The 23,610-nt window shown below is 59.8% G+C and carries 19 protein-coding genes and 1 pseudogene; 11 read left to right on the plus strand and 9 right to left on the minus strand.

Going from position 1 to position 23,610, the window contains the following annotated elements; all coding sequences use genetic code 11:
- The first annotated feature begins 143 nt into the window (after nt 1-143).
- The 3 genes from N688_RS15555 (at nt 144) to N688_RS22905 (ending at nt 2,013) form a co-directional block, all read left to right on the plus strand.
- Nucleotides 144-662, plus strand: coding sequence for an alpha/beta fold hydrolase (locus tag N688_RS15555; RefSeq protein WP_337588103.1), 519 nt, complete (start codon nt 144-146; stop codon nt 660-662).
- 85 nt (nt 663-747) lie between these two features.
- On the plus strand, nt 748-1,413 hold the full coding sequence (locus tag N688_RS22400) for a tetratricopeptide repeat protein (RefSeq protein ID WP_081838899.1): 666 nt from the start codon (nt 748-750) through the stop codon (nt 1,411-1,413).
- Nucleotides 1,414-1,827: 414 nt separating this feature from the next.
- Nucleotides 1,828-2,013 (plus strand): hypothetical protein, encoded by a 186-nt coding sequence (locus N688_RS22905; RefSeq protein WP_156025450.1) that lies wholly within the window; start codon nt 1,828-1,830, stop codon nt 2,011-2,013.
- A gap of 264 nt (nt 2,014-2,277) precedes the next feature.
- Here N688_RS22905 and N688_RS15565 read toward each other — a convergent pair whose 3' ends face one another.
- The 5 genes and pseudogenes from N688_RS15565 to N688_RS24025 all read right to left on the minus strand — a co-directional run.
- Nucleotides 2,278-3,546 carry an MFS transporter gene (locus N688_RS15565; protein ID WP_052890135.1) on the minus strand — a complete coding sequence of 423 codons (1,269 nt, stop codon included), beginning with the start codon at nt 3,544-3,546 and terminating at the stop codon, nt 2,278-2,280.
- Nucleotides 3,547-3,613: 67 nt separating this feature from the next.
- Nucleotides 3,614-4,639 carry a methyltransferase gene (locus tag N688_RS15570; RefSeq protein ID WP_052890136.1) on the minus strand — a complete coding sequence of 342 codons (1,026 nt, stop codon included), beginning with the start codon at nt 4,637-4,639 and terminating at the stop codon, nt 3,614-3,616.
- A 310-nt stretch (nt 4,640-4,949) separates the two neighbouring features.
- The gene (locus N688_RS15575; RefSeq protein WP_052890137.1) at nt 4,950-5,687 is read right to left on the minus strand and encodes a hypothetical protein; all 738 of its coding nucleotides are present in this window, start codon (nt 5,685-5,687) and stop codon (nt 4,950-4,952) included.
- Nucleotides 5,680-6,102: an SPASM domain-containing protein gene (locus N688_RS23625; protein ID WP_238321090.1), complete on the minus strand. Its 423-nt coding sequence runs from the start codon at nt 6,100-6,102 to the stop codon at nt 5,680-5,682. The genes N688_RS15575 and N688_RS23625 overlap by 8 nt, the downstream gene beginning before the upstream one ends.
- An 87-nt stretch (nt 6,103-6,189) precedes the next feature.
- Nucleotides 6,190-6,960 (minus strand): annotated as a pseudogene (locus tag N688_RS24025) (PqqD family peptide modification chaperone); the annotation flags it as partial.
- A gap of 153 nt (nt 6,961-7,113) precedes the next feature.
- Here N688_RS24025 and N688_RS15585 point away from each other — a divergent pair.
- From N688_RS15585 to N688_RS15600, 4 genes are all read left to right on the plus strand, one after another.
- On the plus strand, nt 7,114-8,580 hold the full coding sequence (locus N688_RS15585) for a TraM recognition domain-containing protein (RefSeq protein WP_156025452.1): 1,467 nt from the start codon (nt 7,114-7,116) through the stop codon (nt 8,578-8,580).
- Nucleotides 8,570-10,564, plus strand: coding sequence for a replication-relaxation family protein (locus N688_RS15590; RefSeq protein WP_052890140.1), 1,995 nt, complete (start codon nt 8,570-8,572; stop codon nt 10,562-10,564). Before N688_RS15585 ends, N688_RS15590 begins: the two co-directional genes overlap by 11 nt.
- Before the next feature lie 982 nt (nt 10,565-11,546).
- Nucleotides 11,547-11,900: a recombinase family protein gene (locus N688_RS23235; RefSeq protein WP_052890141.1), complete on the plus strand. Its 354-nt coding sequence runs from the start codon at nt 11,547-11,549 to the stop codon at nt 11,898-11,900.
- Nucleotides 11,901-13,307 carry a recombinase family protein gene (locus tag N688_RS15600; protein ID WP_052890142.1) on the plus strand — a complete coding sequence of 469 codons (1,407 nt, stop codon included), beginning with the start codon at nt 11,901-11,903 and terminating at the stop codon, nt 13,305-13,307.
- 48 nt (nt 13,308-13,355) lie between these two features.
- Here N688_RS15600 and panB read toward each other — a convergent pair whose 3' ends face one another.
- The 3 genes from panB to N688_RS15615 form a co-directional block, all read right to left on the minus strand.
- Nucleotides 13,356-14,216, minus strand: a complete 861-nt coding sequence (gene panB, locus N688_RS15605; protein ID WP_052890143.1) for a 3-methyl-2-oxobutanoate hydroxymethyltransferase — start codon at nt 14,214-14,216, stop codon at nt 13,356-13,358.
- A gap of 52 nt (nt 14,217-14,268) precedes the next feature.
- Nucleotides 14,269-15,162, minus strand: coding sequence for a pantoate--beta-alanine ligase (gene panC, locus N688_RS15610; RefSeq protein ID WP_052890144.1), 894 nt, complete (start codon nt 15,160-15,162; stop codon nt 14,269-14,271).
- A 270-nt stretch (nt 15,163-15,432) separates the two neighbouring features.
- Nucleotides 15,433-16,419, minus strand: a complete 987-nt coding sequence (locus tag N688_RS15615) for an aldo/keto reductase (protein ID WP_052890145.1) — start codon at nt 16,417-16,419, stop codon at nt 15,433-15,435.
- 364 nt (nt 16,420-16,783) lie between these two features.
- Between N688_RS15615 and N688_RS15620 the strand changes: the two genes are divergently transcribed.
- Together N688_RS15620 and N688_RS15625 are read left to right on the plus strand one after the other, a co-directional pair.
- The gene (locus N688_RS15620) at nt 16,784-17,560 is read left to right on the plus strand and encodes a mechanosensitive ion channel family protein (protein WP_052890146.1); all 777 of its coding nucleotides are present in this window, start codon (nt 16,784-16,786) and stop codon (nt 17,558-17,560) included.
- 327 nt (nt 17,561-17,887) lie between these two features.
- Nucleotides 17,888-20,050 carry a GDSL-type esterase/lipase family protein gene (locus N688_RS15625; protein WP_052890147.1) on the plus strand — a complete coding sequence of 721 codons (2,163 nt, stop codon included), beginning with the start codon at nt 17,888-17,890 and terminating at the stop codon, nt 20,048-20,050.
- Nucleotides 20,051-20,254: 204 nt separating this feature from the next.
- Here the strand turns inward: N688_RS15625 and N688_RS15630 are convergent, their stop codons facing one another.
- Nucleotides 20,255-22,063: a flippase gene (locus tag N688_RS15630; protein ID WP_052890148.1), complete on the minus strand. Its 1,809-nt coding sequence runs from the start codon at nt 22,061-22,063 to the stop codon at nt 20,255-20,257.
- A 476-nt stretch (nt 22,064-22,539) separates the two neighbouring features.
- Here N688_RS15630 and N688_RS15635 point away from each other — a divergent pair, with 476 nt between their 5' ends.
- Together N688_RS15635 and N688_RS15640 are read left to right on the plus strand one after the other, a co-directional pair.
- Nucleotides 22,540-23,232 carry an RNA polymerase sigma factor gene (locus tag N688_RS15635; RefSeq protein ID WP_162179575.1) on the plus strand — a complete coding sequence of 231 codons (693 nt, stop codon included), beginning with the start codon at nt 22,540-22,542 and terminating at the stop codon, nt 23,230-23,232.
- A gap of 8 nt (nt 23,233-23,240) precedes the next feature.
- Nucleotides 23,241-23,603 (plus strand): anti-sigma factor family protein, encoded by a 363-nt coding sequence (locus tag N688_RS15640; RefSeq protein ID WP_052890150.1) that lies wholly within the window; start codon nt 23,241-23,243, stop codon nt 23,601-23,603.
- Nucleotides 23,604-23,610 lie beyond the last annotated feature (7 nt).

Consider the following 23,610-nt stretch of genomic DNA (forward strand, 5'->3'; position numbering starts at 1 on the left):
GGAGCTCGCTACTGTCCTGGCGGCTTCGCCCTTCCCAGCCTATCTCCCGGTGGTCCTCGTCGGCTGGTCGCTGGGAGGGATAACTGGTCGGTGAGCTGCTCCGTCAATCACCTCGCAGACAAACGATTGCTGGCCTGGTGTTCGTGGGCACACCTCTCTTCCTTGAACGCCTCGCTGAGGTATTCACAGGAACAGGAACAGATGCTCCCGCGCCCTTCGACCTGTCTGAGCCGTTGACGTGGCTGGTGCGTTTTACCACCGGATTGACGATGAACCCACCGGTGTTCGGAGAGTTTGAGCGACATCTGGGCGGAAGCTGCCTGGCGCTAACCAGGCTCCTTGAGTCAGTGGACGAGCAGCGCCTTTCTCTGGCCAGCCTCCTTCCTCCCTTGCCAGCCGTCCAGGCAAGAGAGAGTATTCCCTGGCACGACTTTCGGCTGCCAACGCTCATCATCCACGGCGAGTCTGACAGACTGGTCCCTCAGATGCTGGCTCACCAGATCGCCCGGCAGCTCGAGGACGCGGGAGCCACAGTCACCCTCTCGCTCTATCCCACTGGGCATGCCGCGTTCATCGAGGAACCGAAGCGCTTTAATACAGAGCTGGTGACCTTTCCGCAGCAACGCTTCCTCTCGTCAGTGCTGACTCACACCTCCTCCTAGAGGGGACATCTGTCACCGATGATCCCACCTTTCCAGACTCTCTGTTCTCATCTGTTCTCACAGAACGAGAAAGGTGGTACTGCTCATGTCTGTGGATTCTGTTGACTCTCAGGAAAAGGCCCATCCTCCTCTTGAGGACCTCCTGTATCGTTTCTCTCCTCCTCTTGAATTGCGGCTGGATAGGGAACGGTTGCCCCATCTGGCTGACCTGATCCAGTGGCCCATACGCAACGACGATTTCTGCCTCCTGGAAGCCCTCTTCCAGGCTCGTGAGCAGCGACCGAAGAATAGCCGGCGCCCCCTCTCGGAGAGGACCTATGAATTCCTCTCTCTGATTCGAGGCCGCCTGGTCCAAGAACAGGCGGTGGCAGCTCGGACTGCCCTCGAATGGGGCCCCTCTTCCAGCTGGTCCCGCGCCAGCTGGCCGAGGAGGAAGCCTCTCCCCCTCAGAAGACAGACTAAGCAGGTGGTGAGATATCTGCGCGCGCAGGGGCGCTATCAGGCGGCTCTTCCGCTGGCCGAGTGCTCCCGCTCCATCCGCGAGCGCGTCCTCGGCTCCGATCACCCAGACACCGCCACTGCCCTCAACACTCTCGCTCTCCTCTATTACACCCTGGGCCGCCTCAGCGACGCCCTCCCCCTGGCCAAGCGGGTCCTCGCCATCCACGAGCGCCTCCTCGGCCCCGAGCATCCCATGACGCAGCGCAGCCGCGACCTCGTCGAGCAGCTCCGGCGCCAGCTGGGCGACTGATCCCATACACCCTGCTCCCCGTCTCTCAGTCTCTCACACCCTGCCTGCCCAAGGCTGGACCGGGCTACAGTCCCTTGTGCCCTGTCGGAGGGCTATCTCGCCTCGCCGGCGCACAGGGGAGCCGCTGCCCACACCTGCCAGCCCATCAGCCGCGCAGGACTGGCCCCTGCTCCAGCTCCACTCTGGTCGCTATCCCTCTCCTCATCAGCAACAGCGGGAGCAGCTCCAGCACCATCAGCGCCTCCGGGCCGACCGCGTGCAGCGTCCCCCTTCATCTGAACCACTCCCTGGCCGGGTTCCGCAGCTGCGCCCGCCTTCGGAGCGGGCCACCCACCGATAGCAATCACGCAGTGGGGACGGCGTGGAGCTGGTCATCAATGGTGTCAGCCGGGCAGCTCCTACACGAAAAGCCAGGTGGCACGAGCATTGGGGATCGCCCGCAACCGGCTGTATCTGCGTGGAAAGCAGGCGCACAAAGGCAAGCAGGTCTCCCTCGCTCGCGAACGGTGGCACGACATCGATGACACGCCGGGCCATCGCAAGCCGGCGGCCCTGCTCAAGATGGGGAAAAAGCGCGCCAGGCGGGTGATGAAACAATAGGGGTGGCGGCCAGACGCAAGCGCAAGCAATCTACCTATCCCAGCCGTGCCAGCAGCAGGGTGCCCCATTTGTTGTGCTCGATGAGTCCGGCCGGTACGCCAACGGATCACGACGATGCTGAACGCTTTATGGGCACCGTTCAGCTCTCCGTGGCGGAACGGAGACGCTCTCAGGGGGAGTGCTACGTAAGCTGTCACCAGCCGCAAAGTAGTGGGGAATGCGAGTACAAGCTCCCTGGTCGATTCGCGCTCTCCCTGGTGCTATTTATACCGGAAGTTGTGCAGATTCCTTCGCGAGCCATTGATCGGCGGTGTGTCGAATGGGGGAGAACCACACCCAGAGGACCGGGAGCAATCGACCGGCTGCTCCGACCACTAATGTCGGCCATAAGCCGATGGTTTGCCCTAACATCCCCCCGAGGAGTGCGCCTATGGGCATGGCTCCAATCACAATGAAGCGCATACTTGCACTCATCCGTCCCTGCAGGCGTTCCGGGGTAATCGTCTGTCGTAATGTCAACTGGTTGATACTATAGATGGTCCCCCCAAGACTCCCCAGGAACTGTGCTCCTATAAGCAGGGGCACAGCGAGCATGAGCGGACCGCGTGCCAGCGGGATGAGCAAGGCGCCGATGCTTGCCAGGATGGGAGCACCCACCAGGGTCCTGCCGAGGCCAAAACGCGTGGCAGTGCGCCGTGCGAGTGTTGCGCCAAAGAGAAAGCCCAGATTACTACTGGCAGAGATAATCCCCAGGAGCCCGGCAGTCGCTCCGAGGTCGCGAACCAAATACAGTACAAGGATAGTCGTAATCACACTGCCGAAGAGGTTGGCGGTTCCAGTGCAGCCGGCAATCGCTCGCAGAATCGGATTGCCAAACACAAAGCGAAGCCCTATCATCATCTCCGCCCAGAGATGCCGCTGCTCGCGCCGCGGTGGTGGTCCAGGCTCCTGTGCGCGGATCAGGCTCACACAAAGAGCAGACCAGAGGAAGGAGCCAGCGTCGAGAAGAATAGCAAAAGGGGGAGTGACGAATTGCATCAGGAAGCCCGCGATCGCTGGGCCAGCCACCTGAGACCCTGAGCGGCTGATCTCAAGCTTGCTGTTGCCCTCGATTAATTGTTCGCGTGGAAGCAACGTTGGAAGAAAGGCCTGATATGCTACCCCAAAGAAGACAGAAAGCGTCCCCACGCCAAACGCTACAATATAGAGGATCAGCATATGCAGCAGGCCGAGCCATGCTGCCAGAGGAATGAGGAGCAGTAACACCGCCCGCCCAAGATCTGCACCAATCAGCAGCAGGCGCCGTGGTAACCGATCGACCCAAACCCCTGCCATGAGTCCCAGAACCAGGATCGGGGCGGTTTCCGTAGCGCCGAGGAAACCCAGTTGTGCGGCAGGAACGTGCAACGTCACCACGGCCACCAGCGGCACAGCGAGCAAGGTGATCTGGTCGCCAAAGAGCGAAACGCTTTGCCCAATCCACAGCTTCAGGAAATTTGGATGACGCCAGAGACTCACGTTCTGCGCCTGCATCAGACCCTCCTTGTTCGCCCGGAAGGCAGTGGAGAAAGCCCGAGGAGGAGGATGTCCACGTTTCTCTTTATCCAATATGGCCGCATTCGCTGGTCTCCCTTCCGTCTTCGTCCCTGACCTGCTTCTTGGCTAGAATGAGTTCTCTGGGTATCTTCTCTGCTCCTCGACGAAAGCCAGCTTGGGTTAACCACGTCGCTCCTTCATCGAAGCTGTAGCATCGGCTTCCCCCCTGCACCAGTAGAGAAACCGAAAAGACTGCTGTCTGCCTGGGGGCAGTCTTACTCGTTTCCAGAAAGAAATCTCGCACAAGCACCATACCATGATCTTCCAGTGCGGTAGACACTTTGTTGAAGAGCAGGGAAATTTGCTCTTCATCCAGCCAATGAACCACATGAGAGACCAGGACCGCATCGTAGATTCCCGGGAGTCCATCCTTGGTTACATCTCCCGCGATCAGGTTGATCCGGTCCTGTAAGTTCGCTTGCTGGGTCATTTGTTGTGTCATCGGCAGTGTGCCGGGAAGGTCAAATATGGTAGCATGAAGGTGAGGGTAAGCCAGACGCAAAGCGATTGAACACGTCCCTGCTCCTCCGCCAATATCCAGGAGCGTGTGAAATGGACTCAGGTCTACAATCGATGCAATGGCTTGTGCCTTTTCAAAGCTCCCCTGGTAAAGTGCGAGTAAAAGATAGGTCGCTGCTTCTGGATCCTTCTCAAACAGCGTCTGTTGAGCCACATCTCTTCCAGAGAGGATAATGCGTTCTAACTGCTCCCAAGCATGCCATAAGAGATCGTCTAGATGAGCCCAATACCAAAACCGCATGCCCCTCACCAGATGGCTTTGAGCGAGGGGGGTGTTTCTATAGTAGTCATCACGCTTCTCCAATACTCCTACGCCGACTAATGCATTCAGTAATAACTCCAAATGATTCGCATTTGCCTCAATTTCTCTGGCAAGGTCTGCTGCTGTTTTCTGCCGCTCAAGCAATCTCGTGAAGAGATCAAGTTTGATTGCAGTCAACAATATCTTGGTCTCCCAGTACGACCCGAGGCGTACAAGATCATCAACCGAAAGAGAAGGCTGGTTGATCATAAGTTCCCTTCAGACCTTCTACTTTGCACCTCTAGCGTGTGCGAAAAGCCTTGCTCATGCGAAAGAACGCCAGGCTGGCAGTTTCCCAACTCGGCCAGCCTGGCCCTTCATGCTCACCTCAATCAAGCAAGACGACAAGCGATTCTTTTGCTACAAGGACTGTTAATAGTCGTTGGCCGGGCAGGCGCTGTTGGCAGGGAAAACGCGTGGGAGGAGTTCATCCGGGATCACTGTTTTCCTCTGCTTTCTTTTCTCTGGTACTACCTCAATCACCAGGCTTTCTGATGCCTTGTCCTGGGAAGGAGCAAGTTCAACTGACTGAGACTCGACTAAAATCTTGTCCTGAACTTCGTTCGTGGTCATGCGTTGCCCCTCCAATGGTTTTCATCGACTGTTCGAGAAACGCTGTAAGCCGCATCTCGCGGCTCTGCTCGTCATCGATCCAGGCAACAATGCCAATGCTTATGAGAAACTGGCAGGTTTCAACAACGGCGTCCTCTACTGTGCTTTGCTCTAATTCCTCCAATCCAGGGTACTGGTGCGTACCTGACTCAAATTCGCTGCGTATCTGCGCAGCAATTTCACGGCACGAAAAGGCCCCGCTTGCCAGTGTCAAAACCCTCTGGGCAAAAGGCGGAAGGTAGAACCATCGCCGCTCCTCAGTTCCCTCGGGTTTGACCTGGCGTATACGAATGAAGAGACCATCAGGCCTGAAGGCATTATCACGTCTGATAAGACCGAGAGAACGCGCCCATTTCAACCGATCGAAGACGATAACAGCCGCTTCGTCTCTCTCTGCTAGCTGAAATGCTTGGGCGAAGTCCATCGTAAGTGCGTAGACCGAGTGGCACCCATCGCAACGTGCCAGGAGAAACTGTTCCTGAGCACTAAGCTGAAGGGGAATTTCGCCATAATAGACCCGCCCATTCTGCAAAGTGACCTTGGGAGTGAAGTATGGATAGTAGTTAGGAATGAAGTCGAAGGCAATCCCTTTAGTTTCGGGATTACCAATGATGACCTTCGGTATGCGGTACACATGGTCAATCATGGAACGCCTCCCCCATACTGGTACTCACGGTAGACAGCCTTGTACGTAGGTCGGCCAGGACAGGGGAGTGCTCCCAGATTCCTGTGAAATCTTGCTCACGTAGATTCCCTAGCAACCACTCGCTCTTGTACAGATTCGTGCAGGGGTAGACGCCACCATTATAGCTGATATAGGCATACACGCCGCGAGCGCAGCCTCCGCACCCATCGTAAGAAGGAATACTGGGGACACACGGCATCGATTTACTGGGTGTGCGTCCGATGAGAGGGTTCCGCATCTTGAGTTCCTCGAGGTAGTCAATCAGGCGCAGAAGATGAGCTTGAGCAATCTTCTGCTGATCCTCCCCGCGCCCGGTGGAGAATAAGCGCCCAAAATGGACCTTACGCACTCCGAGGCTCTCTGCTAGTGTGACCATTGCGTCGATATCTTGTTCGCTTCCAGTGGATTCAACGGAGAGAACCGTGTGGATATCAGTCCGCACGCCTGCGCGAACAAGATGAGCAATCCCTCTCATACTTCTGCGAAAGGCGCCAACCTGTCCACGGAAGCGGTCATGGACGGCAGCGTTTGCCGAATCGATGCTGACTTTCACACAATCAACGCCGATGTCGCGAAGCCGTTGGGCAATTCGTGGGGTAACAATGGTACCATTCGTATTGAGGCAAATATACAAACCAAGGGACTTTGCGTGCTGAAGCACCTCAAAGATCCCTTTGAGCAGGAGTGGCTCGCCGCCGGTAATGACAACATCAAAGACCTCTAACTCTTTCAATCTGGTAAGGATTTGGCATAACTCTTCAACCGTAAAGTTATCTGGTCGGATCTCACTCGTTGAGCCAACATAACAATGAGTGCAGAAGAGGTTACAGGTGAAGAGCGTACTGAGTGAAACCACAAGCGGGGCTTTGAGCTTGAGATGAGCGGGCAGAGGCGATGCTGTCGTCGACGGATTTGGGGGACGTACTTCATCCTCTTGAGGGTATCCCTGGATAAGTTGCCGGTGATGCAACTCATCCAGAAACATAGTACAAATGTCCTCTGCCTGTGCCTCTGCGATTGGTTGGGACAACGCAGACGTGTACCACTCCTGGATCTTAGACTCGAGCTGCCCCACACTGGGATGAGTGTCTAAGAGTTGAATAAGTCGGTAGCCGGGCTCATTTACTGGGTGAAAAGCTTTGGTCTCAAGATTAAAGAGGACTCCCCCAAACGGTTCGGAGCGGTGTACAATGTCTGGGTGAAGGGAGATGATCGCCTCTTTTCGTAGTTGCATACTATCCTCCACTCGATAGTAGCTGGGACTTCCTAGCCAGAAACTGAGTTGATCATCTCTGCAATACTAGATATTACTGCTAACCCTTTATAAGGATAGTTAAATTTCAGCCAGAAGTCAACAAGGGAGCGTAGAGGCACCAAAGATTTGGAGGTGAGAGTGGTTCCACATGATCTGGTGGATCAGCTGCTGCCGCTGATTCCGCCTGAGCGGGCGGGGGACGTCGTCTTGATGGATCTCAGTGACCCTGAGCATCTCCCCGAGATCAATCCGCTCGATGTCCACTTCTCGCCCGTGCGGGACAAAGCCGTCGCCGACCTGCTCGCCTGCTTCCGCGAGATCTGGGCAACGAGCTGGGGACCACGCATGGAGGCGGCCTGCGAGGCCGCCTTGAAGCTGATCTACAGCGTGAACCAGCAGCTCGTGACGGAAGGAGAGGAGCGGCAGCTCACGCTGCTGGAAGTCCTGCTCGTGCTCTCCAGTGATCGCGTCCGCAACCGTCTGCTGCGCCTCCTCCATCGGCCAGATCCCTTCTTGATTCGCTGGTGGCAGATCTACTTCGAGCCTCTCAGCCTGTTCATGAGGCTCGAGCGCGTCGACCCCGTCTTAACGAAGTTCGCCAAATTCGAGGCCGTCACTCCGCGACGCATTCTGGGGCAGAGCCGCTCCTCAGTGCATGTACGGCAGTGCCTTCAGCGGGTGCTCCTCATCAAGCTGGCACCCGGCGTTGTGGGAGAGGATACCGCGCGTCTGATTGGGGCCACGCTGCTGAACTTACTCGGTCTCTTTCTGCAGGAGCAGCCAGCCGGACGCCGCAGGACGATGATCATCGTCGATGAATTCCAGTTCTTCCTGGGAGTGCGCTGGCAAATGCTGGCAGAGCTGCGAAAATATGGGGCGAATTTTGCTCTGGCCACGCAATCGCTAGACGCCTTTCGGCACACCTGGCAGGAGCGCAAGCTGCTGGCCCAGATCTTTTCCAATATCCAAAGCCTTCTGGCGTTTGCCGGCAGCGCGGACGATGCCCAGACGCTCGCTCCCGAATTGGGAATCACCACAGAGGACCTGCAGAGCCCCCCGCGCCATCACTGCTATGCCCGGTTACCCGTCGCAGGAGAACGCATCACCTGCTCGCTCCAGTTGCTGCTGCCCGACGCAGCGGACCCGGCCCTGGCCGAGCGCATCCGAGCCACCAGTCGCGAGCGCTTCTGTCGTCCGGTCCAGGAGATTGATCGGGAACTGGCTGAGCGGCAGCAGTGGCTGCTGCTCGGGGCAGAAGGCACACGGGTCGCCCGCGCTCCGTCAGGCGCTGAAGACCCTGTCGCCGGCGAGCCTGCTCAGGAGCCAGAGGGCGATTCGGCAGGGGGCACGCTCGTGCGTGATCCCCTCGCTGCAGGAGAAGGACGAGAGGAGGCCCCTGCTCCCAGCCATCCCCGAGGGTCCAAGCGAGGCCGCAAAGGGCTGCGCAAGCGCACTGAGGCCGGCTCGTTCAGGCCAGTCCATCGACAGGGACAGGTGCGTCCCTTCCTGCTCGAAGCCTTCGAGGGAGCGCTCGCAGAGCTCACCCGCGAGCCAGCAGAGGCACCAGCGGAGGGGGAAGGAGCAGCCGATGGATACTGAAGAGGGCCTGGGCCTTCCCCTCGCTCCCCAGCGGGAACGCCAGCTCATCCGGCTGCTCTGGTGGCTGTTGCGCTTTCCCTGGCAGCGGGCCGAGGACCTGGCCGTGGCCCTCGGCTGTTCCCGACCCTCTATCCATCGCTTGCTGGCGCTGGCCACGGCGGCAGGTGCCATCGAGCGCCTCCGAAGCAAGCGCTGGGACTGGTATGTCGCCAGCCCCAGAGGGGTGATCCTGGTGGCCAGGATGCTGCAGTGTGATCCTGGCGCACTGGCTGCGCAGCACGGCTACACCAGAGCGCAACTGCTCCGGTGTCTGCCGCGCCTGGCTGACTGGAGCCTCTGCCAGCAGCTCTTGCAGGACGTGCTCCGCCGCGCGCCCACTCAGCTGACGGCGCGACTGCCGGCCCCGCTGCAGATCAGTGCCGCACACGGGCAGGTCCGCTGGCTCTGGACCTGGGTACGGGACTACCGGAGCGCGTTCCTGCTTGGTCAGCAGCGCTGGCCCCTGCAAGCGACAGCGCTCTTCTGGCTCGGCGTCCAGGATCTGTCAGTGGGAGCGGAGGTCAGACGGGACACCACCACGGAAGAGCAGCAAGCCAGCAGCCTCTGCAGCGTGCACCTCCCGCTGCTGCTCGATCCAGGCCTGCCTCTCGCTGACGAAGTGCAGCGACTCTGCCAGCAGGTGATCGGCTGGGTGGTCCTCCAGGCTCGTGCCCAGCACCAGCCATCTTGTCCGCGCGTGGGACCAGTGCTCCTGCTGCTGCCAACCGGCTCAGGGCCTGCTGCTCCGCCCCGCCGGCTCCAGCTCTGGCGGCAGGCCGCGGAACGCGCTTGCCAGCAGCTTGGCCTCTCTGGCCTCGCAGAGCAGCAGGCCCCGCTGATCCTGGCGGCCTGCATCCCTCCAGGCACACGCCTGGCCTGGCACTCCCTCACCTGGCACGCCCTCTGGAATGAGCGCCCCTGCTCCCTCTGGCCGCTCCTCGCGCTTGGAGAAGGCGACCTGCTTCCCGGCGTGCGCTCCCCCCTGCGATCGCCAGCCGCCAGAGCGCGCACGGCTGCGACCAGGCCGCTCAGCCAAAGACACACCCGCTGGTTCGTGGCGTCCCTCAAACCTTCCCCCACGCAGCAGGCCCATCTCCCTGAGCTGGCTTCCCTCAGCACCCGGCTGGGAGCGCGCCATCTGCAGGTGCTTCGTCACGTGTTCACACTTCCCCTGGCCACCACCGACGAACTGGCAAGCGTCTTTGCACAGCCTGCACGCACCCAGGCCACCCTTGCGCATCTGGTGGCCGAGCTGCGCCGGATGGGCTGTGTGCGCCCCGTCGAGCCTCCTTCTCCCCGGCCCCAACCTCGCGGCGGCAGTCCCCACTGGAGACTGACGGAACGAGGGCTGCAGTTGCTCGCAGCAGTGACAGGCCTGCCCCTCTCGGCGCTGGCATCTCGCTCGGATGCCTGGCCAGGAGAGCAGTGGGGACAGCGGGCGGTACGCGGGCTGTGGCGTCAGTGGGAGCATACCCAGCAGCTCCGTCGTCTCCTCCTGCAGCTGATCCAGGCGGCACGGCAGCGAGCGATCTGGTGGGACCTGGCTCCTCACACCCGTTCTCACGAGGATGGCCGCCTCACGGTCATCCCCGATCTGCTGTTCGCCTATCGAGACGCCCAGCGAAACGTGCTCGCCTGGATTGAGGTAGACCGCGGGACGCTCAAGCCGCCGCAGTATCGTGCGAAGTGGCGTCGCTACCTGGCGTTGAGCCAGCGACAGGCTCGCAGACTCTCCCTCTATCTGGTCTGTCCGGATGGGGCACAGTCGCGCATGAGCCACGTGATCCAGCAGGCCACTGCACATCAGCCCGCTGAGTATCTTGTCTTCCGACTAGCCGAGTGGGAGCAGGTGCAGCGTGCAGGAACCTCCGTGCTCCATGCTCCGCTCTGGCGCCAGATTCTGCCTCCTCCAGGTCGCGATCAGGTCACGTTCCTTGACCCATGAGGATCGCTCACGGCGCACGCCCCTCCTGGTCCTTCTCTCTGGTCAGCGCCAGGGAAGGGGAGCATCTTCCTGACGCACGCACATCATCCTCCCTTAGCTCTGGCAAAGACGTTCCATCCAGCGCTTCCCAGTGGAAGCAGTGAGAGGGGACTGGAGATGATATATGACCCCCCTTCTTTCCCCCTGCATCTCAAGCAGATCGCTCTCGATCGGCTCCCTTCGCCTCCGTTCCCGCTTCCGCTCCGGAGGCGCTTTGCTCTTCCGTTGCACCGAGTCTGCACAAAGAGGGTAGCGCCTCGCTGCTGAAACGAGAAGGACAGAGGTGTGGAACGAGCAGGGGAGCCAGCGATCCCGATCAATGCAAGCTGACAGTCATCCCGGATGGCAGGGCCCGCTTCTGGAACAGACAGATGGATCAGTACGGCAGCCGTGCAGCCGCACTTCTCGACCGAAAGCGAGTGTTTTACCTTGCAGTCTTGACAAACATCTTTGTCTCTGCTACTATCGGAATATCTCTTCCCTTGTATCGCTCTCATCCTTCCGATCGACGCAGAGCAGTGGTCCGCTGCCAGAGATGCTTGTTCTGCTGCCCGAGTCCATCAATCGCGACCAGTGGGGCCGATTCATTGATGGAACGACATCAATTCATTCAAACAGGGACGCAGATCCAGCAAGGGCAGATCCCCAGACGGCCATCAGTCTGGAAGCAAGAAGAAGCCCATGTGCAGCAAAGATCTTCTGCAGGAGAAGATGTACGGGCCTTTTGCCGGCTGCTGGCACGGATTCTTCTCCGCACACTCCAGGAGCAGCAGGCCTCGTCGACGCAAGAAGTCGGAGCAGGGATGAGAGCTGGGCAAGGGGATGTTCGTCTGCGAAGGGAGCCGACAGAGACACTCGCTCGCCCAGCTACGACCGAGGATCTCTCGGGAAGAGAGGGAAGGCACAGGCTCCCGTTCCAACTTCCTCGTCAAAAGGTGGAGCAATGAGCAGGCTGTCTTCTTTCCTCTCCAAACTCCCTGGTCAGCCACCCAAGCTGCAGGTCGCAGGGTACGTGCGTCGCTCCAGTGAGATGCAGCGCGACAATTTCAGCCTGGCTGCTCAGCAGCGAGCCATCGAGGAGGCCTGCCGTCAGCGCGGCCTGCCTGAACCACGCTGGTATATCGACGATCAGAAGAGCGCCAGAAGCGACCAGATTTCCAAGCGACCGGCATTTGCCCAGTTGCTGGATGATATCAGTGAGGGCAAGATCCAGGTGGTGGTGGTCCATTCCCTGGATCGGTGGTCACGCAATGTGGCGCTCACGCTGCAGAGTTTTCGCCTGCTGGCGAGCCAGTGAGTGGCGTTCATTGCGGTGCAGGAGCAGATCGACTATGGCACTCCCGAGGGGATGCTCCAGTTGACGATTCTCTCAGCCTTCGCGGCGTATTTTTCGGATACCCTGGCGAAGCACACCAGCAAGGGAAAGGCTGAGCGGGCCGCGCAGGGATTGCCGAATGGAGATCTTCCCTTTGGCTATCGCTCAGCAGGGCCAAAGAACCCTCCCGAGATTGACCCTGAAACCCATCCGGGCCTGCGGATGATCGGGGAGCTGCGCATGCAAGGGAGGACCAGCGAAGAAATTGCGGATGCCTTGAACGGAGCCGGCTACCGCACAGGGAGTAAACGGTTCGGGCAGCGTCTCTTTACGCGAGATACCGTGAATGCGATCCTGCGGAACGAATTCTATGCGGCCTTTGCCCCCGGCGATGATCGGGGGACCATCCGCTACAAGGGCCGGCGGTTCCGTGGCCAGCACCAGGCCACCTTCACGTATGAGGAGTGGCAGCAGATCCGGACCATCACCGCCTCGATGCAGCGCGCCCCGGGTCGTGCCCGCCTGGCAAGGCGCGTCTACGAATTTGCTGGCTACATTGTCTGTGCACACTGTGGCTTGCCCCTGCGGAGCAAGCCTGGAGCCCGTCCCACCAGCAGCTACTATCGCGATCCAGCCAAATTGCGGCAGCTGCCTTGCCCACTCGGAGGCCACCGCATGGTCAAGGCCGAGGTGGTGCAGCAACAATTTGGCCAACTGCTCGAGTCCATTCGTCTGCCTGAGAACTGGCAGGACGAGATCAGAAAGCAGTTGACCACCCTGGCCTTGGAAGAAGCTGGACGCCGGGCACCGGAGCAAGAGAAAGAGCGGCTGCTGGGAAAGAGAGCGCGGCTGGTGAAGCTCTATTCCGAGGGCTACCTGAGCGTGCGCGACTTTGAGGCGGAGGTGGCTGCCGTCGACCTGGCCCTCTATCAGCTCGAGCAGCCTGTCCTGGCCGGGATCAGCTGGGAAGAGATCCAGCAAGCCGCTGCGCAGCTTCCCCAGATACGGCACCTCTGGGAGCGGGCCACGACCGAGGAGCGGCGAGCATGGGTGATCCAGCTCTTAGAGCCGCAGGGGTTGTACTATGACCTGGAACAGCAAATGATTGCAGCCATCACCCCACGCCCCTCCTTTGCGGCACTCTTCCTTCAAGGGGGGGCTTTCCACGCCAGTGAAAACAAGGAGGCCGTTGGCCTCCTTGTCACGAAAAGGTGGCGAAAGCGGAACCGACGGGCATCGGTCTCTCCCACCACTGAGTGTGCCGGCCCAGCAGAGCTACCGACAGGCCTCGCTTTCCCTGCAAGGATCAAGTGCACGCCCTCTCCGCCCTCTCATACCCCCCCACGACCAGTCAGGGCCAGCCTCGGGCCTCGGGGACGCTCAATGTGAGCAGCAGGCAGAGCTGGATTGCTCTCTTCCCCCTCCCTCTCTTCCACCTCAACCGCCCTCCAGCTCGTTGAGCAGAGCCTCAAAGGCGCGCTCCTCCTCTTCCTCCATCCGATAACTTTCCCCCTCGCCCGGGAAAGCCCCAGAGCGCACATCAGTAAAGAAGCGCTGGAGCGCCGTCACGGCCTCCTCACCCAGACAGGCATACTGACGGACAAACCTGGGCGTGCGCTTGTTGAGATGCCAGCCTAACACATCATGAAAGACAAGAACCTGACCATCGCAGTGCGGTCCCGCCCCAATGCCAATGGTGGGCACAGGCACCAGCGCCGTAATGGCCCGGGCCACGATGGCTGGCACCCCCTCTAACACAAGAGCAAAGACACCAGCCCCCGCCAGCGCCCGCGCCTCCTCAACCAGGGCCCGCGCCGCTTCAAGACGTCGACCCTGCACCCGATACCCCCCCATGACACGCACCGACTGCGGCGTGAGACCTAGATGCCCCATCACCGGGATCTCCGCCGCCAACAAAGCCTCAACCACCGGCAGGCGCTTGCGCCCTCCCTCCAACTTGACAGCCTCAGCCCGCCCCTCGCGGATGAGGCGGCCCGCATTACGCACGCTCTCCTCCAGAGAGATATGGTAGCTCAACCAGGGCATGTCACCAACGATCAAAGCTCGTGGCCGGGCCCGCGCCACAGCAGCAGTGTGATGGATCATGATCTCCATCGTGGCAGAGAGAGTATCGGAAAAGCCAAGCACATTGTCCGCCACCGAGTCGCCAACGAGGATCAGGTCCGCCCCAGCCCGATCGGCTATGGTGGCCATAACAGTATCATAAGCGGTGACCATCGTCAGAGGCGGCCCACCCTTGCGAGCCTGTACAGTGGCAACAGTAATTTTGTCTCCCATCTTCCTCGCTCACTGCTCGTTCATGTCTGATGGACTCAACTCTCCGCCAGGATCAGGAGGCCAAAGGCGGAACAATGAGACCAGTCTCCCAACTGCCGTCAGCACGCAAAAGAACGTTGTCAATGAGGCGCGCCGCCTCAACAAAGGCCGCAATCAGTAAGAGCGCAGGCGCACGCAACGTCTCTAGCGGCTGGAAGGTCTCAGGGTCTCGCACGTCAGCATACTCCAGACGCGCTAAAGGCTCGCTGGCAACAATCTCCCGCATGACTCGTACCACGCCAGCAGGGCCATCGCTTACCCCTTGCTCGTAGGCGGCCTTGCCCGCCAGTAAGGCCCGGTAAAGAACAGTCGCCGCCCGCCGCCCCCCTGGCGAGAGATAGCTGTTGCGGCTACTCATGGCCAGCCCGTCTGGCTCACGTACTGTCGGCATGATGACCGGCTCAACCGGCAGATTGAGATCTGCCACCAGCGCTTTGATAACAGCAACCTGCTGGGCATCTTTCTGCCCAAAATAGGCCCGCTGCGGCTGCACAATATTGAAGAGCTTGAGGACAACAGTCGCCACACCGCGAAAGTGCCCCGGACGACTGGCACCCTCGGCTTCACTGGCCAATGGCCCACTCGGCTCGACATAGGTGATGAAGGTCGGCGGATACATCTCGCTCGCCGTCGGCACCAGAACAGCATCAACATTGCTCTCTTCGAGCAAATGGAGATCACGCGATAGATCACGAGGATAGCGCTCAAGATCCTCGTGCGCCCCAAATTGAATCGGATTAACAAAGATGCTGACGACTACTTTATCGTTTTCAGCACGTGCCCGACGCACCAGCGACAGATGCCCCTCGTGCAGATAACCCATTGTCGGTACAAGCCCGACGCTACTCAGGGCGGACCAGCCGCTCCGCAGGCGACGCATCTCTCGCACCGTCGTGATGATGTCCATTGCCTCCCCCACCAGTGGTTTCTTTTAGACTGCTGTGGCCTTCCGTAGCACTAAGGCAGTGGAAGACATTGATCGCGCCGAAAGCTACCAGGCAGTTTTTTTCGGAAGTATACCAGAGACTGGCTGTCAGCATCAAGCACGACCTACCGCTCCGACCTGGCCCAGAAGGTCAGGCCAGAGCGGCACGCTGTGGTTTGTCTGTCCACTCGCCAGGGCAGCAGCACCCAGGTCGGTAGCCCTGCTGCCTGACGAGCAGCGCAGGCCCCTTCTCTACCAGCGGTCATGGACCAGCGACTTGATACGCCGTTCGTATAGCTCGCGCACGCGCTGCATGGTCTCCTCACTGAGCAACGGCAGGTCGGCAGCACGGCTGTTCTCTTCAGCCTGCTCTGGATTCTTAGCACCGGGGATGACGGTGGATACCTGGGAGAACATCAGTATCCAGCGCAGGGCAAACTGAGTCATGGTCATCCCAGCAGGGACCAGGGGACGCAGCTCTTCAACCGCCTGCAGACCAGTCTCGTAGTCGACCCCCGCGAAGGTCTCGCCCTGATCGAAGGCCTCGCCATGACGGTTGTAGGTCCGATGATCGTTGGGGGGAAACTGGCTATCGCGGCGCAATTTGCCAGTCAGCAGCCCACTGGCCAGCGGCACACGCACAATGATGCCTACCTGCCGCTCCTGGGCCACCGCAAAGAATTGCTCGGCAGGCTTATGACGGAAGATATTGAAGATAATCTGGACACTCTGTAGGTTGGGGTAGCGAATGGCCTTGAGAGCTTCTTCAACCTTTTCAACGCTGACGCCATAGAAACGGATCTTGCCCTGCTGCACGAGATCATCCAGAATGCCAAAGACCTCGGGTCGGTCATAGACCTCAGTGGGGGGACAGTGGAGCTGGAGCAGATCGATGGCCTCGGTCTCCAGATTGCGCAGGCTGCGCTCGACGAAGGCTGTCAGATTTTGACGGTTGTAGCCATCAGCAGTGTGGGGATTCAGACGCCGCCCGGCTTTGGTCGCAACGTAGAGCGGCTCGCGTCGCTCTTTGCGCACACGGGCAATGAGCTGCTCGGAGTGCCCGTCGCCATAGACGTCGGCAGTATCGATAAAGTTGACGCCCCAGTCAATGGCCCGATGCAGGGCCGCCAGTGCTTGATGATCATCGGTCGGCCCCCAGGCGTCTCCTCCAATAGCCCAGGCCCCAAAGCCTATGGCTGATACCTGCCAGCCGGTTCGTCCCAGCGGTCGATACTCCATCTTTCTCGCCTTACTCTCCTTCCTGATGAGGTCTCCTACGCCAATAGTGTCTTGTTGGTGGCACTAGCCTTTTGATTGTATCGCATGGACGAGGCCAGACGCCATCGGAACAATGGCGCTCAGCCTCGCATAAACAGCGCCGAAGTCTTCGGCCTGCCGCTCACAGAGATCGGCTCTGCTCAGCAGCCTGCGGAAGAGGGTGTGACTTTTTTGACCCCTTGCCGTCTAAGGGGACGTGTAGAGCAGCAGCAAACGCTAGCTGGCAGCTGCTCCAGGACTAAGAGGAGGGCAAGCTGCCCGCTGGTTCGATAGCCAAGCGAACAATCGGTCAGTCAGTCGCTGTCTGTGAAGGAGGGTAAAACCTATGCCAGTCGTCAACAACATCGGTCAGGCTTTTCTGACCTCACTTGCCAATGCCTTGAATCTGGTGCTCACTTTCATTCCTAAGTTCCTCGGTTTCCTGGTCATCTTACTCATTGGCTGGCTTATTGCCAGCGTGCTGAGGCGCACGGTGGTCTTTGTCTTGCGGCGGATCGGCTTCGAACGCCTGGGAGCACGCATCGGCCTGGCACGTCTAGAGCAGAATACCGGGATGCGCTTCGATGTAGTGGCGATCCTCGGCACCATCGTCTATTGGTTCATCTTCTTGATTTTCCTGGTGCCCGCCGTCGACGCTCTGGGACTGAGCACCGTCAGCAATATCCTCAATGAGCTGATCGCCTATATTCCTAATGTCTTCGTGGCAGTGCTGGTGCTCTTCCTGGGCCTGCTGGCCGCGAGTGTCGTCGCTGATATTGTGCGCGGCCTGACGGCCACGACACGCGTGGGCAATCCGGCCCTCTTCGCCTCGGTGGCACGTTATGCGCTCATCGGTTTCGCCGGGCTGATCGCCCTGGAGCAGCTGCAGATCGCCCCCTCGCTGCTCAATATCCTCTTCACAGCGGTGGTCGGCGGCACGGCCCTGGCCTTCGGCCTGGCCTTCGGTCTCGGCGGCCAGGAGGCAGCCCGCCGCCTGCTTAACCGCAGTGGTATGCTGGCCATCCCAGCAAGCGAGAGCGGCCAGCCGCTCCCTGCCGGCGAGAACGGCCCGGCCACTGAGCCAACTCAGCCAACTCAGCCACGCCCTGAAGCCGGCAGGTAAGGCTCCCCCGTCTGTAAGCCCTGGATTGCGACCCGCGGGTCCGCTGACCTGGGAGAGGAGGACAGGAAGGCTTCCGCCCTCTCTCTCCCCCCGGCCAACGGGCCTGCCGGCTGTACCAGGGTTTCGACCCAAATGCTCACCCTCTCCGCCAGCTCCTCCCCCAGCTTTCTTCCATCTGGCTCCCCCGGCCACTTCCACAATGGCAACCAGGTTACAACCACAGGATACACGCCACTACCACGAAGCAATGATATAGTTGCATTGATTGCGCAGAGAGAGAAACAGATACTGATCCTAATCAGGGGAACACCGCAGAGAGGCAAGAGCATGACAAGGCACGCTGTCCCAGGTCGCTGTCAGGCAACTTTCAAAGCTCAATTGGTCACAAGCCTGGCCCTCTTGTTTTTCCTGGTGCCAACCACGCTCGCTGCCTGCAATCCTCTCGGGAACATGGCTCCTTCGCCTAATGCTACCGCCCAGGCAACGGCTCCCCCTTCGTCGCTCCAACTGCCCGGCCAGCAGCGCTGGAAAGATGGGGTCTCATCTCTGCTCTTTGGCACGAACGATACACAGGAGTGGAGCGACAATAATATTGAGACGAATCCTACGTTTCAGGCGGCCCTCAAGGCAGCCCACTTTACGTTGATGCGTACCTTTTTCTTTGACCACAGCCTGGCCGATAATCATGCCACCAGCGATGCTGAGCTTGAGCAGCGCCTGCGCACGGTCGAGCAGAGTGGCATGACCTGCCTGGGAGTGCTGTTTAATATTTTCGATGTGGCCTTCCTGAAACATGTGGTGAGTTATGCCGGCTCTCGCTGCCTGCTCTATGAGTTCGGCAATGAGCCGGATTACAATGGGATCTCTAGCGCCAGCTATCTGAAACAATGGAATAGCGTGATCCCCCAGCTGCGCCAGCTGAACCCACGCGCCCGCTTCATCGGGCCGGTGATCAGCCAGCCCAGCGCCACAGAGTTCCTGCGCTCCTTCTTGCAGGGAGTACGCTCTTCGGGAGTGCTTCCCGACGCGATCAGCTTCCACTGGTATCCGTGCTGGCAGGATAGCGAGAGCAACTGTCTGAAGCTGGCCGACAGCGCAGCCGAGGCAGTCCAGGGCGTGCGCTCCTTGACTCGCCAGATTCTGGGGCGCGACCTTCCCGTGGGGATTACGGAGTGGAATTTCGATCCTGGCAATCCTCCCCCAGCCTACGGCGAGAAGAGCGACTTTATGTCGGCTTTTACGACCCGCGCCCTGCAGGCTATGGTTCGCTCTGGCCTGACCTTCGCTTGCCAGTTCGACGCCGCCAGCTACGCAGGCTACGGCCACCTGGATTTGTTCGATGTGGATACGAACGCCCCACGACCACAATACTATGCAATGAAGAATTTCATTGCTCAGTATTATCCCGGCTCTGCGCAGTCACAACCGACGCCTACGCAAGCACGCGCCAGCCCACTGATCTCGCTCGGCATGCCCGTCTTTTGCTCGGCTAATGACGATGGCCCCGGCGGGCCAGCAGCCATTGTCGACGGCCACTACGGAAACTGGGCTTTCTGGCACGGCACTCAGCGCTCCCTCCCCGCCTGGTGCGCGATCCATGTGGGCAGCGGTCCCTCGCGCTTGCTCCTCGTCTGGGCCAGTGACTATGTCTTCGACTACCTCAGCGATAACGGCTCCGCTCCCCGCTCCTATACCCTTTCCGTCTCTGCCAATAGCACCAACGGCTCCGACGGCTCCTGGAAAACATTGGTGACCGTCAGCGCTAACCGGGCCCGCAACCGTGAGCACCTGCTCCCTTTCACAGGGATGTCCTGGGTCAAGATGACCGTGACCGGCGTTCAGCCGGGCAATAGCGAGCATGAGTTTCTGATCGATGAGATCGATCTCTTCGATGCCTCTTCCCAGACCTCCCTCAACGATACCTTCTTTTGTATGGGAACGTCGATCTCGGCTCTGGCCTTCAACCGCTTCAACGAGAATCGGCCCGCTCTCCCCGACCTGGTCCATGCCGCTTATCCTAATGACTTTCCCGCTCTGGTCAACGGCGGCATCGGTGGACAGACAAGCGCTGGGATGCTCCAGCAAGTCGATACGTTTCTGTCACTCAATCCCGACATGCACTATTGGCTGATCGAAGTGGGAACCAACGATGCTTTCGGTCAGGTTGATCCGGCCACCTATCGCCAGACGCTGCAGCGCCTGGTGACACGCATTCAACAGGCCGGCCATGTACCGATCCTGGCCCTGGCTCCGGCAAGCAACAGGCCCGGCGATGGCGACGCTTTAAATGCAGAGATCCAGCGGCTGAACAGCGTTGTTTTGGACATTACGCAGAGCGCTGGGCTGATGAGGGGACCAGACCTTTACACCCTTTTCCGCACCCATCCGGCCTATTTCAGCGAGGATGGCGTTCACCCCAACGCCGCCGGCATCGTCGCCATTAATCGCGCCTGGTTCGAGGCCCTGCGCCCCTACGGACTCTGGCAGTAGCCACAGCCTTACCACAGCCTTAGCGTGGCTTCACTTCACTGCCTCTTGTTCTCTACAGTAGCCTTCCAGGCGTCAAACTGCCCTTTGTCCTGCACCCTTTTGCTTTGCGGGGAAGGGAAATGCAGCGCCTCGTCTCATCTGCCCCCTCCTTAGCACAGGCCGCTCTCGCTCGCTCGCTCGTCCGCTCGCAGCCAGGCCCCCGGCTCAGCTCAGCAGCTTCAGCGAAGCCTGGCCGACCTCTGCCCCCTCCGCCAGGCGCCGGACCACTGGCAGCCGATCCGTCTCCTCGTCATCCTGGGCCGGAACAATGGCTTCACCCGCGCCGGCCACTGCCTCGCCCTGATTCTGCCGTCCGCTCTCGGCCTCTACCACAGCCTTCAGCGAAGCCTGGCCGGCCTCTGCCCCCTTCGCCAGGCGCCGGACCACTGGCAGCCGATCCGTCTCCTCGTCATCCTGAGCCGGAACAATGGCTTCACCCGCGCCGGCCACTGCCTCGCCCTGATTCTGCCGTTCACCCTCGGCCTCTACCACAGCCTCTGGAGCCAGCAGCACCCCCGCCGCCGGCTCTTCCCCACTCCCGCCGCGACGATGGAGCACCGCCTCAATCAGGGTCCTTAGATCAGAGCGAGGAATCGTCCGCAGCACGGTTGCCGCCGCCAGATAGACAGCGATTGCCACGGGCGTAAGGGCCAGAATCGACCACGAGCGCAAGAGCCAGACCACCAGAGCCATGACCAGGCTGGCCCCCAGCGCTTTCAGAGCTACGACCAGGCTCGCTCGTGGCCACAAGGCCCGAGGGATGAAGCCAAGGAAGGGGCCGATAAAGAGCAGCTCCGTCAGCGAGGTCACCAGGGCCGCCCCATTCTGTTGGTAGAGAGGGATCAGGAGCAGATTCAGGGAGAGATTAAAGACCAGCGCCACTCCGGCCATCAGCGTCATCTTGCGCTCCTGATGGATGCTCACCAGGACCGTGCTGAGAACCATATTCACGTAGAGGAAGACCAGACCAGGGGCCAGCAACTGGAGGACAGCAAAGGTATGGATAAACTCAGGGCGATGGTAGAGAAAGCCGATAATGTTAGGAGCCGCCACCACCATCAGCGTCGCGGTCGGAATGCTACAGAAGAGGAGAAAATTCAGCGACTTCTCGATCGCCAGGCGCAGAGCATCCTGCGACTGCACAGCCAGCTTCGAAAAAACAGGGTACATAATGGCGGCGATTACCAGACTGGGCAGGAAATTCAAGGTATCGAAGAGGCGATAGCCAGCCCCATACCAGCCGACCATAGCGTCGTTACCCAGGAACGAAAGCAGGATCACGTCGAGGCGATAGTAGAGCACCCCCAGCACGCCGTAGATCAGGAAAGGCAGGCTGGAGCGCAACAGCAGGCGGATCGTTCTCCCATCCCAGAGCGGACGGAAGCCAACCCAGCGAAAGAAGCAGAGGGCCTGCCAGAGCATATTCAAGAGCGCTCCCCCGCAGAGAATCCAGGCCATCGCCATTACCCCGGCCCCATTCTTAAGGAAGAGATAGCCCAAGAGGGCGGAAGAAGCCTTCTCCAAAATTGTGCCCACCACCGGCGCCACATTGCGCTCAAAGGCATAATGCGCAGCGGCAAAGGCCGTCCCCATACCCGTCCAGAGCAACGTCAGTCCGCTGATCATCACCAGCAGCCGTACCTCGTGATCATAGTGCAACAGCCAGGGGATCAGCAGGAGCAAGCCATAGAGCAGGCCCCAGGCAACAGCCTTGATGAGCAGGGTATTCGCCAGATAGCGTACAGCCCGGCTTGGCTCCTGAGCGACATCGCGCGTCAGCTGCTGGTTAAAGCCCTGCTCCATTGGGAAACCGACCAGGAGGGCGAGCGTGATCGCGAAATAGAGTTCTCCAAACTTCACATCGCCCAGGAAGCGCCCATAGGCTATCGTCAACAGCAAGGTTGAGGTCCAGGTAATGACCTGGCCTCCCAGGGAGATCAGGGTATTATAGACCACACGGCGCAAGCGCTGCATACCCAAACACCTTTCAACACCTGTCTTCAGAGAGCCTCTGACCACACAAGTGACGCACTCTCAGAGCGACCCTTTCAAGGATAGCAGGCCCAGGTGATGATGAGATAACGATACGGGTAGAGAAGGAGTGATCTTCGGCTTCCCGCGCCTGAGCGGTGAACCAGGCCAAGCCGGTCCGGGCTGGTCTGGGCCAGTCTCTCCCCAGCGTCATTACTGGACAGGAGCGCAGCAGCTCTCTATAATGAAGCACGCCCGGTAGAAGAGCAGCCAGCCAGAGCAGGGGCAGGTGAGCACCAGGATCGCAGGGAGAGAAGGACCACCCAGCCCAACTGACTGGCGCGGATAAGAGAGCAGTAGGGGAGATGAAACTGCCAGCAGCCCTACTGCACGCTAGAGGTAACAGCGGCTGCTCTGCCACTGTGAACATCCTCGCCAGGGGTGCCTTTGCCAGTCTGCTTTTGCTTGAGTACCGAACAATGCCAATCGATGTTTTGGAACGAGAGACTGCGCTCTCGGATGAGGCGCTAGTGCGGCGCTGCAAAGAGGAACTGCCTCATGTCACTAGCAGCTTTGAGCTGCTGGTAGCTCGCCATATGCAGCGCGTCTATACGCTCGTCTATAAGATCGTCAATAACAATGAGGAAGCCGAGGATCTGACGCAGGAGGTCTTTCTCAAGGTCTATCGCGGGCTGCCGCGCTTCGACATGCAATGCGCCTTTACGACCTGGCTCTATCGCATTGCGACCAATACAGCTCTGGATGCCCTGGAGCGGACTCGGCGGCAGCGTCAACAGACAATCCAGATCAGTCGCGCTCGCACTCGCTCGCAGGCCTCCGACGAGCCAGGCGAGTTGAACCTCAGCGAGCTACCGGCGCCAGGGCCAGCACCCGAGGAGTTGGTGCTGCGCCGCGAGCTGCGCGACTGCATTAACCGTGTGCTGCGCCGCCTGGATCGCGAGCAGGTGCGGGTTCTGCTGCTGCGCGATCTGGAGGATATGAGCTATGAGGAGCTGGCTCAGGTCCTGCAGGCCAGGTTGAGCGCTGTGAAGATGCGCGTCCACCGCGCACGTCTGGCTTTTAAGGAACTTTTCGGCGAATTCTGTGGAAAGATCTATCAGGTTCTATCTTCTTCATCTCAGAAGAATCGTCACCAAAAGCGAGAGGAGTAACGCCAGTTATGAATTGTGAAGAGCTGTCGCGGCTGCTGCCGGACCTTGTAGAGGGAACGCTGCCGCCAGCGTTGCAGGCCGAGGCTGAGGCTGCGCTGCCTGGCTGTCCAGAGTGCCAGCGCGAGCTAGAGCTGGCGCGTCAGGTGCGAACCTTGCTGAACGAGCTGCAGACGCAATACGCCGGCCTGCGCCTTCCTCCCGACTTCGAACGGCGCCTGCTGGCTCGCATTCACACCGAGCAGAGCAGCCTGGAATTGCTCGATCTCTCTTCTCAGACGCTGCTGCAGTGGCTGATCGATTTACTCAACTTGATCGGGGCCTTGCTCGATCCAACCACGGGCGCCCTGCGCCTGCAAACTCAACCCGCCTGATGGTACA

The sequence above is a fragment of the Thermogemmatispora carboxidivorans genome (genome assembly GCF_000702505.1).
GTDB classification, from domain to species: domain Bacteria; phylum Chloroflexota; class Ktedonobacteria; order Ktedonobacterales; family Ktedonobacteraceae; genus Thermogemmatispora; species Thermogemmatispora carboxidivorans.